11 protein-coding genes are annotated in these 12505 nt (G+C 71.3%); 3 read left to right on the top strand and 8 right to left on the bottom strand.

Going from position 1 to position 12505, the window contains the following annotated elements; all coding sequences use genetic code 11:
- Window positions 1-111: 111 nt before the first annotated feature.
- Together ACFY0U_RS15605 and ACFY0U_RS15610 are read right to left on the bottom strand one after the other, a co-directional pair.
- Entirely contained in the window at window positions 112-1737 is a 1626-nt protein-coding gene (locus ACFY0U_RS15605; RefSeq protein ID WP_388635437.1) for a cation acetate symporter, read from the bottom strand.
- Entirely contained in the window at window positions 1734-2090 is a 357-nt protein-coding gene (locus ACFY0U_RS15610; protein ID WP_388635439.1) for a DUF485 domain-containing protein, read from the bottom strand. The genes ACFY0U_RS15605 and ACFY0U_RS15610 overlap by 4 nt, the downstream gene beginning before the upstream one ends.
- A gap of 327 nt (window positions 2091-2417) precedes the next feature.
- Between ACFY0U_RS15610 and ACFY0U_RS15615 the strand changes: the two genes are divergently transcribed.
- The 3 genes from ACFY0U_RS15615 to ACFY0U_RS15625 all read left to right on the top strand — a co-directional run bounded on the left by ACFY0U_RS15615 (window position 2418) and on the right by ACFY0U_RS15625 (window position 6463).
- A complete protein-coding gene (locus ACFY0U_RS15615; protein ID WP_388635441.1) occupies window positions 2418-3947 on the top strand; it encodes a S8 family serine peptidase in 1530 nt (509 codons plus the stop codon).
- Between the two features lie 79 nt (window positions 3948-4026).
- Window positions 4027-5355, top strand: a complete 1329-nt coding sequence (locus ACFY0U_RS15620; RefSeq protein WP_388635443.1) for a CoA transferase — start codon at window positions 4027-4029, stop codon at window positions 5353-5355.
- A gap of 100 nt (window positions 5356-5455) precedes the next feature.
- Window positions 5456-6463, top strand: coding sequence for a CopD family protein (locus tag ACFY0U_RS15625; protein ID WP_388635445.1), 1008 nt, complete (start codon window positions 5456-5458; stop codon window positions 6461-6463).
- Between the two features lie 16 nt (window positions 6464-6479).
- Here the strand turns inward: ACFY0U_RS15625 and ACFY0U_RS15630 are convergent, their stop codons facing one another.
- From ACFY0U_RS15630 to ACFY0U_RS15655, 6 genes are all read right to left on the bottom strand, one after another.
- On the bottom strand, window positions 6480-7523 hold the full coding sequence (locus tag ACFY0U_RS15630) for a zinc-dependent alcohol dehydrogenase family protein (RefSeq protein ID WP_388635447.1): 1044 nt from the start codon (window positions 7521-7523) through the stop codon (window positions 6480-6482).
- A gap of 36 nt (window positions 7524-7559) precedes the next feature.
- Entirely contained in the window at window positions 7560-8219 is a 660-nt protein-coding gene (locus tag ACFY0U_RS15635; protein WP_388635449.1) for a lysoplasmalogenase, read from the bottom strand.
- Window positions 8216-9082 (bottom strand): sterol desaturase family protein, encoded by an 867-nt coding sequence (locus tag ACFY0U_RS15640; RefSeq protein ID WP_388636247.1) that lies wholly within the window; start codon window positions 9080-9082, stop codon window positions 8216-8218. Before ACFY0U_RS15640 ends, ACFY0U_RS15635 begins: the two co-directional genes overlap by 4 nt.
- Before the next feature lie 113 nt (window positions 9083-9195).
- Window positions 9196-9906: a VIT family protein gene (locus tag ACFY0U_RS15645; protein ID WP_388635451.1), complete on the bottom strand. Its 711-nt coding sequence runs from the start codon at window positions 9904-9906 to the stop codon at window positions 9196-9198.
- An 85-nt stretch (window positions 9907-9991) separates the two neighbouring features.
- Complete coding sequence (locus ACFY0U_RS15650; RefSeq protein WP_388635453.1) at window positions 9992-11218, bottom strand: amidohydrolase family protein; 1227 nt, start codon at window positions 11216-11218, stop codon at window positions 9992-9994.
- Window positions 11215-12501 carry an amidohydrolase family protein gene (locus ACFY0U_RS15655; protein WP_388635455.1) on the bottom strand — a complete coding sequence of 429 codons (1287 nt, stop codon included), beginning with the start codon at window positions 12499-12501 and terminating at the stop codon, window positions 11215-11217. The genes ACFY0U_RS15650 and ACFY0U_RS15655 overlap by 4 nt, the downstream gene beginning before the upstream one ends.
- Window positions 12502-12505: the final 4 nt, after the last annotated feature.

Raw genomic sequence — 12505 nt, forward strand, 5'->3', positions numbered from 1 at the left:
CGAGCCTACGTGACAGGACTGACATCGACAGTGCCCGATCCCACGAGGTAAGACGCGGCCGCGTCGTAGAGACCTACGACGCGGCCGGTCACAGCGGGTTTCCCGGTGGACTCAGTGGGCCCCGGTGCCGGTCAGGGACCGGACCTCCAGTTCCGCGTACTTGCCGGCGTCGGGCTCCTCCTTGGACAGGACGGTGCCGAGCCAGCCCATCGCGAAGCCGAACGGGATGGAGATGATGCCCGGGTTCTTCAGCGGGAAGTAGGCGAAGTCGACGTCCGGGAACATCGCCTTCGGGTCGCCGGAGACGACGGGCGAGAACAGCACCAGGCCGACGGCGACGATCAGACCGCCGTAGATCGACCAGAGGGCGCCCTGGGTGGTGAACTTCTTCCAGAACAGGCTGTAGAGGATCGTCGGCAGGTTGGCGGACGCGGCGACCGCGAAGGCCAGGGCGACCAGGCCGGCCACGTTGAGGTCACGGGCGAGGGCGCCCAGGCCGATGGCCGCGGCACCGATGAAGACGGTCGCCACGCGGGCCGCGCGGACCTCCTCCTTGCCGGACGCCTGGCCCTTGCGGATGACGTTGGCGTAGATGTCGTGCGCGAACGAGGACGACGAGGCGAGGGTCAGGCCCGCCACCACCGCCAGGATCGTCGCGAAGGCCACCGCCGAGATCGTGGCCAGCAGGATCGCGCCCCATGCCGAGTCGACGCCGCCCAGGTGCAGGGCGAGCAGCGGGGCCGCCGTGTTGCCGGACGGGTTGGACTCGATGATCTCCTTCTGGTCGATCAGCGCGGCGGCGCCGAAGCCGAGCGCGATCGTCATCAGGTAGAAGCCGCCGATGATGCCGATGGCCCAGTTCACGGACTTACGGGCGGCCTTGGCGTTGGGCACCGTGTAGAAGCGGATCAGGATGTGCGGCAGACCCGCGGTGCCGAGCACCAGGGCGATGCCCAGGGAGATGAAGTCCAGCTTGGAGGTGCCGGTGGCGCCGTACTGGAGGCCGGGCTCCAGGAAGGCAGAGCCCTTGCCGCTCCTCTCGGCGGCCGTGCCGAGCAGGTCGGAGATGTTGAAGTTGAACTTCAGCAGCACCAGGAAGGTGATCAGGATCGTGCCGCTGATGAGCAGGACGGCCTTGACCATCTGGACCCAGGTGGTGCCCTTCATGCCGCCGATGGAGACGTACACGATCATCAGGATGCCGACGAGGGCGACGATGGCGACCTTGCCCGCGTCGGAGGTGATGCCGAGCAGCAGCGAGACGAGGACGCCCGCGCCGGCCATCTGGGCCAGCAGGTAGAAGATCGAGACGACGATCGTGGAGGTGCCGGCCGCGGTACGGACCGGGCGCTGGCGCATGCGGTACGCCAGCACGTCGCCCATGGTGTAGCGGCCGGAGTTCCTCAGCGGCTCGGCGACCAGGAGCAGCGCCACCAGCCAGGCGACCAGGAAGCCGATGGAGTACAGGAAGCCGTCGTAGCCGAAGAGGGCGATCGCGCCGGCGATGCCGAGGAACGACGCGGCCGACATGTAGTCGCCGGAGACCGCGAGGCCGTTCTGGAAGGCGCTGAACTGGCGTCCGCCGGCGTAGAAGTCGGCGGCGTCCTTGGTCTGGCGGCCCGCCCAGACCGTGATGATGAGGGTCGCGACGACGAACACCGCGAAGAGGCTGATGATCAGTGGTCGGTGCTCGCTGGCCTCGCCGGCCGCGAGGACGCTCTGCTGCGCGATGCTCATGCGTCGCCCTCCATACGGGACTTGATCGCCTCGGCCTTGGGGTCGAGCTTCGCGGCGGCGTGCCGCGAGTACCACCAGGCGATGAGGAACGTGGTGACGAACTGGGCGATGCCGAAGACGAAGGCGACGTTGATGTTGCCGAACAGCTTGGTGCCCATGAAGTCGCCGGCGTAGTTCGACAGCAGGACGTACAGCAGGTACCAGGCGATGAAGCCGACGGTCAGGGGGAAGGCGAAGGAGCGGTAGGAGTGGCGCAGTTCACCGAACTCCGCGCTCTCCTGCACCGCGGTGAACTCCTCGGTGCTGGGGAGTGTGTGTTGCTCTTTCGAGGGGGGCGGTGCGTCGGTAGCCACGGAGTCTCCTCGCGTTGCGGGTGCTGTTGCCACGGTGGACGGGGACGGTTCTGGGTTCGGGGACGGGTTCGGTACGACGGACATGTGACGGCTCTGTTCCTCGCGGTGACCAGGGGGCTCGATCGTGCTCGTGCTCCCTGCCCAACGTCACGGCGGCACGCGAGGAGCGGTTCAACTGCCCGGGCTTCTTTCCGAAGTCACCCCGGGTAGGTCATTGCTGGCCAGCGACTTCGCAAGATAGCTTCGCCACTGCACCACCCGTCATGTACCTGCCCGAGCACCACCTGTGTTCGGGCGGTTCTCGTTTCCGGATGATGTGGAGATCCCATGCCTCATCTGCGTTCCAGACGTCGGCTCGCGCTCGCCGTGCCCGTCGTTCTGTCGCTGACCGCCTCGCTCGGCTTCCTGCCGGCGGCCGCCTCGGCCGCCCCGTACGCGGCGCCGACCGCGCAGACAGCGGACGCGCCCAACCTGTCGTACGTGGTCAACACCAAGGTGGACCGCAAGACGATCGCGTCGGTGAAGAAGGCCGTCGTCGCCAAGGGCGGCACGATCGTCATCACGTACGAGAAGATCGGCGTGATCGTCGTCCACTCGGCCAACCCCGACTTCGGCGCGCAGATACGCGCGGTGCGCGGTGTGCAGTCGGCGGGCGCGACCCGCACCTCGGCGCTGACTCCCGCGAGCACCACGGACGAGGGCGCGGCCCAGATCCTGACGAAGGAACAGGCCGAGAAGATCGAGAGCGCCTCCGCGGCCACCGCGGAGAGCGAGCCCCTCGAGGCCGACCAGTGGGACCTGCGGGCGATCGGCGCCGACAAGGCCGCGCAGATCAACCCGGGCAGCAAGAAGGTCACCGTCGCCGTCATCGACACCGGCGTCGACGACACCCACCCGGACATCGCGCCGAACTTCTCCGCCTCGCAGTCGGCCAACTGCGACGGCGGCGTCCCGGACACCTCCGAGGGCGCCTGGCGGCCGTACACCGTGAACGACTACCACGGCACGCACGTGGCCGGTGAGATCGCCGCCGCCCGCAACGGCATCGGTGTGGCCGGTGTCGCGCCCGGCGTGAAGGTCTCGGCCATCAATGTGACCGACCCGAGCAACGGCCTCTTCTACCCGGAGAGCGTCGTCTGCGCGTTCGTGTTCGCCGCCGACCACGGCGTCGAGGTCACGAACAACAGCTACTACGTGGACCCGTGGCTGTACAACTGCCTCGACGACCCCGACCAGCGGGCCATCGTCGACGCGGTCAACCGGGCCTCGCTGTACGCCCAGAAGAAGGGCACGCTCAACCTGGCCTCGGCGGGCAACTCCAACGACGACCTCGACTCGGACGCCCTCGTCGACGACAGCAGCCCCGACGACTCCACGCCGGTGACGCGCACCATCGACCCGCACGAGTGCTTCGATGTGCCGACCCAGCTGCCGGGTGTCGTGACGGTCAGCGCGACGGGTGTGCAGAACCTGAAGTCGTACTACTCCTCGTACGGTTACGGCGTCGTCGACATCGCGGCCCCGGGCGGTGACCGGCTCTACCAGATCCCGGACACGCCGTCGAAGAACGGCCGCATCCTGTCGACCATGCCGAACAACTCCTACGGCTTCCTTCAGGGCACCTCGATGGCCTCCCCGCACGCCGCGGGCGTCGCCGCGCTGCTGAAGTCGACGCACCCGAAGGCGTCCCCGGCGCAGCTTCAGGCGCTGCTGAAGGCGCAGGCGGACAACCCGGGCTGCCCGGCCTCCTACGACCAGGACGGCGACGGCACGCAGGACGCGACCTGCGTCGGCGGCAAGCGGGTGAACGGCTTCTACGGTTACGGCATCGTCAACGCGCTGCGTGCGGTGAAGTAGCCCGAACCGGGCCGGTGCGGGGCTCTGATGCCCCGCACCGGTGTCAGGAGTGGCGGTGCCCAGCTTCCCGCCGGCTAGATTGATTGAATCAATACTGCATAGTGAAGTCGTGACTGGAGTCAATGCCAAGGGCGTTCTGCAAGCGCGGCTTCCCGTGCGGGAGTTGGCTCGTGCCTGTGTCGAGGCATGTGCGCAGGCCGCCGCCGAGTTGGGGGCGCGGCGGGCCGGGCTCGGCGAGGTGCCCGCCGTACGGGTGGACGACGGGGCCGTCGCCACGGCGTTCGTCAGCGAGCGGCATCTGTTGATCAATGGCCGGGCTCCGGTCACCTTCGCGCCCCTGTCCAGGTTCTGGCGCACGGCCGACGGCTGGGTGCGGACGCATGCCAACTATCCGCACCACCGGGAGCGGTTGCTCAAGGTGATGGGTCCGGCGGACACCCTTGAGGCGGCGTTCGCCGAGCGGTCCGCCCTGGAGGTCGAGGAGGCCGTGTACGCGGCCGGGGGTCTCGCCGTCGCGCTGCGGACGCCGCGGGAGTGGGCGGCGCATCCTCAGGCCGTGGCGGTGGCCGCGCGGCCGTTGGTCGAGCGGGGCCGGCTCGACTCCGCACGCGCGCGTGCGTTCGCGCCGCTCGACGCGACGGCTCCACTGCTGCCGGCCGCCGGACTGCGGGTCCTGGATCTGACCCGGGTGATCGCGGGCCCGGTCGCCACCCGCACGCTCGCCCTGCTCGGCGCGGACGTCCTGCGCCTGGACGCGCCCCGGCTGCCCGAACTCCCCGACCAGCACGCCGACACGGGCTTCGGGAAGCGGTCGGCGACGCTGGACCTGGCGGCCGACCGGCGGACCTTCGAGGAACTGCTCGCGGCGGCGGACGTGGTCGTCACCGGGTACCGGCCGGGCGCCCTGGACCGGTTCGGGCTGTCGCCGCAGGCGCTGGCGGAACGGCGGCCGGGCGTCGTCGTCGCGCAGTTGTCGGCCTGGGGCGCGTACGGGCCCTGGCGCGAGCGGCGCGGGTTCGACAGTCTCGTGCAGGTGGCGACCGGGATCGCGGCGGTGGAGGGGTCGACGGAGCGGCCGGGGGCGCTGCCGGCGCAGGCTCTCGACCACGGGACGGGGTATCTGCTGGCGGCGGCCGTGCTGCGGGAGCTGGCCGAGCAGGCGGACGAGGGCGGCAGCCGGTTCGTACGGCTGGCGCTGGCCCGGACGGCGGAGTGGCTGTTGAACGGCATCGAGGCCGACGCGCGCGGGGACGCTTCGTACGATGGGCCCGGTGCCTGGCTCGCCGAGACGGACAGCGGCATGGGGCGGTTGCGGTACGTCCTGCCGCCGGTCTCCTTCGCGGGCGGGCCGACGGACTGGGCGCGACCGCCGGGACCGTGGGGGACGGACCCCGCGCGGTGGTCGTGAGCGGCCCTCGGCCGGACAACGTACCCCTGGGCGGAATGCCGTACCGCCAGTTGTTTTCCTGGACTTGCCCGGTTCTGCGACAGCTGGTGAAGATCATGAGGTGACCTTGACAAGACCCACGACCGGGGCCGCCGACGCGACCGGGCCGTCGCCGCGCTCCGGTGCCGGCCGGGCCGTCGCCGTCCTCGTGCTGGTGACGCTCGGCGCGCTGATCCCGCTGCTCGGCCCCTCCACCGCGCTGCACGGCACCGGGGAGGCCGCGGCGCCCGGCGTCGGCGGCATCGCGCTGCTGCGGGCGGTGCTGTTCGCGGCGCTGTGCGTCCCGGTGGGCGAACTCTTCGTGAACCGGCTGGCCCGTGCCGTGCCCGGCGCGCCCCCGGCCGCACCGCGCAGCTGGGCCCCGTACGCGGCCGCCGCCGGTTTCGTCGCCGCGCTGGGGCTCGCCTCGGTCGTGGCGACCGGCAACCTCGTGCCGCACAGCCTCGCCGAGATCGACGTCGGCGGCCTGTACGAGTCGCGGGACGGCAAGCTCGCGCTCGTCGAGGTGAACGCCTTCCTCGTGGCGGGCCTGTGCTCGCTCTCGGCCCGCCCTGTCACCCAGGTCTGGCCGCTGGCCGCGGTCGTCGTGGCGGAGTCCCTGCGTGCTCATCCCCCGACCGAGCAGAGCCCGTTGGTCGGGTCGGGGCTGACCCTGGTCCATCTGACCTGTGCGGCGCTGTGGGTGGGCGGGCTGCTGTACACGCTGCGGACGCTGCGCCGGTGGGGGCCGACGGCAGCGGGCGCGGCTCTGCTGGGCCGCTACGCGCGCGTGGCCGTCGTCCTGCTCGCCGCGATCACCGCCACCGGGCTGTGCAGCACATTGCGCCGGATGCCGCCGGGCACGGTCCTGGACCAGCTGACGGCGACCGCGTACGGGCGGGTGCTGCTCGCCAAGGTGCTGCTCGTGGCCGTGGTCGCGGCGCTCGCCCTGTGGGCGCGGCTGCGGCTGCGCCGGGCGTCCGACCCGCTGACCGCCTGCTCCCCCGCGCGGGCGGAGGTCCTCGCGCTGGGCGTGGTGGTCGTGGTGTCGGGGCTGCTGACGGCGCTGCCGGTGCCGATCCGCTGGTGAGGTGCCCTGGGGAGGGTCAGTTGGCGACGAGCACCTTGAGGGCCGTCCGCTCGTCCATCGCCTTGTAGCCGGCCGGGACGTCCTCCAGACCGAGGGTCAGGTCGAAGACGGGCGACGGGTCGATGGTGCCGTCCAGGACGTCGGCCAGCAGCTCCGGGATGTACGCGCGGACCGGGGCGACACCGCCGCGCAGCGCGATGTTCCGGTCGAACATGACACCCAGGTCGATCCCGGTGCCGCTGCCGTGCGGCACGCCCACCCAGCCGACGGTGCCGCCGTCGCGGGTGATGTCGATCGCGGTGCGCATGGACTGCTCGGTGCCGACGGCCTCGATGACGGCGTGCGCGCCCTGGCCTCGGGTGAGTGCGCGGACGGCCTCGACCGCCGCGTCCCCGCGCTCGGCGACCACGTCGGTGGCGCCGAAGCGGCGGGCGATGTCGGTACGGGCCCGGTGGCGGCCGAGCGCGATGATCCGCTCGGCGCCCAGCCGCTTGGCGGCGAGCACCGCGCACAGGCCGACGGCCCCGTCGCCGACGACGGCGACCGTGGCGCCCGCGCGGGCTCCGGCGCCGAGGGCGGCGTGGTGGCCGGTGCCCATGACGTCGGACAGGCTCAGCAGGGCGGTCAGCAGCCGGTCGTCGGAGGCCGCGTCCTTGGGCAGCTGGACGAGGGTCCCGTCGGCGAAGGGCACGCGCACGGCCTCGCCCTGGCCGCCGTCGTAGCCGACGGAGCCCCAGAAGCCGCCGTGCTCGCAGGAGGTGTTCAGGCCTTCGCGGCAGTAGTCGCAGACGCCGTCGGACCACATGAAGGGCGCGACCACGAGGTCACCGCGCCGGACGGTGCCCACCTCGGAGCCGGTCTCCTCGACGACGCCGAGGAACTCGTGGCCGATGCGCTGCCCCGGCTGCCGGGCGGCCGTGCCGCGGTACGCCCACAGGTCGCTGCCGCAGATGCAGGAGCGCAGGACGCGGACCACGGCGTCGGTAGGCAGCTGCACCACGGGGTCGGGCACGTCCTCCACGCGCATGTCGAAGGGGGCGTGGATGGTGGTGGCGCGCATGGCGAGGATCCTTCTCGTCTCTGGTGGTACGTGCGCTCAGGGGGTGGTCGAGCGCACTTCACCGTACGCCGACTCCCGCGGCCGTCGCTCGCCGAGTATGCCGGTGACCAGCAGTGACTGCGCGGCAATATAGGTGAGCATGATCCACAGGTCCGGCCGGGGCGGCTGGGGCCACTCCGCGACGCCGGTCGCGATGAGACTGTCGGAGAGCACGAAGAGCGCGCCGCCGAGCCCGGCGACCAGGCCGAGCCGGGTGGCGGCCGTGTACGCCATGGCCGTGAGCAGCAGGCTGTATCCCGCGACGGGGACGCGCAGGTCGGCGGGCAGGTCGGGCCAGAGCAGGGCGACCGTGACGACGAGGACGGTGCCGTAGACGGGGGCGAGGAAGGCCCTGCGCGCGCGTGCCTCGTCGTACGACCTGAAGAGCGCGAGGTAGCAGATGTGCCCGGCGGCGAAGGAGCCCATGCCGGCGAGGAAGGCGGGCTCGGCGTCGAGGAGGAGCAGGGTGTCGCCGCCCCAGCCGCACAGCAGGGCGGCGATCAGGAGCCGGGGTGCGCCGCGGGCGGCCGCGTACGCGGCGAGCAGCGGCATCAGGAGGGGCTTGGCGACGGTGTGCCCGGCGTCCCAGCCGGCGGCCAGGGAGACCAGGTCGACGACGGCCGCGAGGGCGAAGGCTTCTGCGAGAAGGCGTCTCACGCGGCCACGGTCTCCTCGGCCGGTTCCGCCGCCGGCGCCGGTTTCCACCCGGGCCCCCGGAACACCCGCCCCGCGCGCTCGCGCCAACTGCGCGCCGCCTTGATGTCCTTGACGATCGCGACGTACTCATGAGTGGCGACCTTGATCGGGTTGAACGTGTTGATGTTCTTGGTCAACCCATAGACAGGCCGTTCGGTCTCGGCGACGAACGACCCGAAGAGCCGGTCCCAGACGATGAGGATGCCGCCGAAGTTGCGGTCCAGGTAGCCGCCCTGGGAGGCGTGGTGGACCCGGTGGTGGGAGGGCGTGTTGAAGACGAACTCGAACCACCGGGGCAGCTTGTCGATGCGCTCGGTGTGGATCCAGAACTGGTAGACGAGGTTCGCCGAGGAGCAGAAGGCCAGGGCCGCGGGGTGCACACCGGCGGCGATCAGCGGCACGTAGAACGGCCACACGGTCAGCGTGGTCCACGGCTGGCGCAGGGCGGTGGTGAGGTTGAACTTCTCGCTGGAGTGATGGACCACGTGGCAGGCCCACAGGATGCGGATGACGTGGTGGCCGCGGTGCGACCAGTAGTAGAAGAAGTCCTGCGCGAGCAGCATCAGCGGGACGGTCCACCACAGCACGGGGACGCTCAGGGGCGTGAGTTCGTAGACCGCCGTGTAGATCGCGACGATCGGGATCTTCCAGAGGAAGTCGAAGGCCAGGCTTCCCAGGCCCATGCCGACGCTCGTCGCGGCATCCTTCGTCTCGTATCCGGCGGCGTCCTCGTCCGGATGGATACGGACGCTGATCACCTCGACCACGGTGAGCAGCACGAAGGCGGGTATCGACCACAGCACGACATCGGGCAGGTTCGGCATGGTCGCACCGTAGAACCGCTGGTCGGCCACGGCTAGACGTTGTTACTGACAAGTATTACCGAGGGTACGCGCTTACTTGTTGGTGATCTCCGCCAAAGCCACTATCAGCGGTTTCAGACTCCGGCCGCCCCCAGGAGCGTCCCCGCGGCGTAGGTCACCCCCATGGCCAGCGCCCCGCCCGCCACATTGCGCAGGGCCGCGCGGACCGGGTCGGCGGCGCCGAGGCGGGCGCTGCTCCAGCCGGTGAGGAGGAGGGCGGCCAGGGAGGAGACGACCGTGACGGCCAGGCGCCAGTCGGTGGGCGGCAGGACGATGGCGAGGAGCGGGAGCAGGGCGCCGACCGTGAAGGACAGGAAGCTCGCCCATGCGGCGTGCCAGGGGTTGGTGAGCTGGTCGGGGTCGATGCCGAGCTCCACACGCGCGTGGGCTCGCAGGGCGTCCCGTTCGGTGAGCTGGACGGCAGCCTCGCGGGCCACGTCCCGGGACAGGCCCCGGCCCTGGAGGAGTTCGGTGAGCTCCTCCAGTTCGGCCTCGGGCTGCTCGCGCAGCTCCCGCTTCTCGACGGCGAGGGCGGCCTTCTCCGAGTCCCGTTGGGTGGAGACGGAGACGTACTCCCCCGCCGCCATCGACATCGACCCCGCGAGCAACCCTGCCAGGCCCGCCGTCAGAAGGGCCGAGCGGTCGTCCGTGGCGCCGGCGACGCCGACGACGAGGCCCGCGGTGGACACGATGCCGTCGTTGGCGCCCAGGACGGCCGCCCGCAGCCAGTTCAGCCGCTCGGCGAGCGAGCCGCCATGGGCCTCGTCATGCGTGGGTTCGGTCACAGACGGGAGGATCGCACCCCGGGCGCCCTCGGGTCCGGACCGACGCTCGCCGGTCCCGCCCCGGCTCCCTCTGCCGTCCTGTGCCTCACCAGACCCGTACCGACGCCCCCTTCGCGAACACCGGGCTCGTCGCGTCCGCCGGTGGCTCGGTGAGCGGCTCGGCGATCTCCTCGACCGTCGGGCCGACCTTCGCCGCGATGGGGTCGAGAAGGTCCAGGTCGAAGCCGTACACGCGCGCGGCGTTGCCGCCGACCATCGCGGCGACCTCCGCGCGCGGCACGCGCGCGTAGGCGAAGCGCAGGCCTTCCCGGGAGTACGGGTAGGTCCCCTCGTCGTGCGGGTAGTCGCTCCCCCACATGATCTTGTCGATGCCGATCCGGTCGCGCAGCGGCACCTCGTGCGGTCGCATGAAGCTGGCGCCGACGAAGCAGTTGTCGCGCCAGACCTCGGAGGGCGCGTTGCCCATGCGGGCGGCCAGGCCCGCGCCGAACTTGGACTCCGCCGTGGACGCCCGCGTCGCGGCGGCGACCAGGCGCCCGTGGTAGTAGTCCAGCATCTCCAGCACACCCGGGATCCACCCCGACCCCTGTTCGGTGAGCACGAGCCTCAGCTCCGGGTGACGGCGGAAGGCACCGCCGAACACCAGGTGCCACAGCGCCCGGTGCGAGAACCAGGTCGTCTCGACCATGAAGACCGCGCGGGCCGCCGGTTCGTCGCCGAGCGGCGGGGAGGCCGAGCCCGCGTGGTGGTTGACGGGCACGCCGAGTTCCGCGCAGACGGCCCAGAGAGGGTCGTACGTCGACGAGTAGAGCTCCGGGAGCCCGCTGCCCGGCGGTGTTCCCGGCAGCAGCAGGCCGCCCTTGAGGCCTGCCTCGACGGCCCATCGGATCTCCTTGACGGCCTCCTCGACGTCGTTGAGGAGGATCTGGAAGACGCCCGCCCGCCGCCCCGGGGCCGCCGCGCAGAAGTCCGCCAGCCAGCGATTGTGGGCGCGCAGGCCGGCCCAGCGGCGCTCGAACTCCGCCGGGTCCGGTGCAGGTGCCATGAGCGAGCCGGACGGGAAGAACGGCGGGATGGTGTTGGGGAACACCACCTCCGCGACGATCCCGTCCTCCTCCAGCTCCGCGAGCCGCCGTTCGGAGTTCCAGTTCTTGTCGGCCGTGTCGGCGAGCAGGTCCTCGTAGGGATTGACGTACGTCGCGGCCCACGCGTCGAACTCGTCGTGGTACCGCCGCTCCAGATAGGGCTTGTAGTCCAGCAGGTCGGCGCCCGCGTGGCAGTCGGCGGAGATCACCGTGTACCGGTCGGTCATGGCGTCACCCCCAGGGTCGGGAAGTCATGGTCCGTCAGCCAGTGCCGGCCGACCTCGCGCGAGCGCGCCCAGGACGCCTCCACGGCCGCCTGGTCGGCGGACTGGCCCAGTTCGGCGGGGGTGGGGCCGATGCGGCGGGCGAGCGGGGTCAGTTTCGCCACGTCGAAGCCGAAGACCTCCGCCGCGGCCAGGCCGAGCATGCGGCGGGTCTCCGCCACCGGGATGTCGTGGAAGGTGCGCTTGAGCCACGCGCGCGTGTCGGGCCAGGTGCCCTCGGGGTGCGGGAAGTCGCTGCCCCAGAGGATGTTGTCGACGCCGATCTCGTAGCGCTGGGCAAGTTCGCGGCGCTTGGTGTTGGTCGCGCAGATGAAGACCTGCCGGTCGAGGTACTCGTGCGGCGGGCGCCGCACCTCCTGGAAGGGCGAGAGCTTCTTGCCGCCGTGTGCGCCGAGGTAGAGGCGGTCCATGAACCACAGCAGGTTCGGCAGCCACCAGCAACCCGACTCGGCGACACCGAACCTCAGCCCCGGGTGGCGTTCGAAGACGCCCGACCAGAGCAGGAACCACAGCGGACGGGCGGGCCACCAGGTGACCTCGGAGACGAAGATCCCGAGGTGGTCGCCGTACTCATGGCGCGGCGCGGCACCGGAGTGGGTCATCACCGGCATCCCGCACTCGGCCGCCGCGGCCCACACCGGGTCGTAGCGGTGGTCGTGGTAGGGCTCCTTGTCGACCCACATGGACGGGATCATCAGCGCGCCGAGCCCGGACTCCTTGGCCCGGTACACCTCGGCGACGACCCGCTCGGTCGGGGCGGTGACCGGCAACAGGGCCACTCCGCAGTGCCGTTCGGGGTGCTCGGAGACGAAGTCGGCCAGCCAGCGGTTGTGCGCCCGCGCACCCGCCATGCCCAGCTCCGGGTCGTGATCGCCGGAGAGCCCGAGCCCCACCCCGAAGGGCGCGGCGGTCTGGCTGTCGACGGCGTCGGCGTCCGGGAAGACGACCTCGGCGGCCACCCCGTCGCCGTCGAGCTCCTTCAGCCGCTGAGCGGTCTCCCAGCCCCCGCGCAGGCCCTCCTCGTTGTCCTGGAACCACTTGTTCGCGAACGCCTCGTTGCGGATGCCGAGCCGGGTCATCTCCTCGCGGCGCCGGTCGCGCCCGGCGAGGAAGTCGTCGAACTCCCGGTGGAAACGGGAGTCCAGATAGGGCCGGTACTCCTCGGTGGGCAGTCCGGCGTGGCAGTCGGAGGAGATGATCAGGTAGGGATCGTCCTGGTCGGTCATCGAG

This window comes from Streptomyces sp. NPDC001536 (assembly GCF_042894505.1).
Lineage (GTDB): Bacteria > Actinomycetota > Actinomycetes > Streptomycetales > Streptomycetaceae > Streptomyces.

Bases quoted from the DNA above. Each gene is read 5' to 3' on its own strand.
- ACFY0U_RS15605 (WP_388635437.1), bottom strand. From the start codon at position 1,737: ATGAGCATCGCGCAGCAGAGCGTCCTCGCGGCCGGCGAGGCCAGCGAG.
- ACFY0U_RS15615 (WP_388635441.1), top strand. From the start codon at position 2,418: ATGCCTCATCTGCGTTCCAGACGTCGGCTCGCGCTCGCCGTGCCCGTC.
- ACFY0U_RS15630 (WP_388635447.1), bottom strand. From the start codon at position 7,523: ATGCGCGCCACCACCATCCACGCCCCCTTCGACATGCGCGTGGAGGAC.
- ACFY0U_RS15640 (WP_388636247.1), bottom strand. From the start codon at position 9,082: ATGCCGAACCTGCCCGATGTCGTGCTGTGGTCGATACCCGCCTTCGTG.
- ACFY0U_RS15650 (WP_388635453.1), bottom strand. From the start codon at position 11,218: ATGACCGACCGGTACACGGTGATCTCCGCCGACTGCCACGCGGGCGCC.
- ACFY0U_RS15655 (WP_388635455.1), bottom strand. From the start codon at position 12,501: ATGACCGACCAGGACGATCCCTACCTGATCATCTCCTCCGACTGCCAC.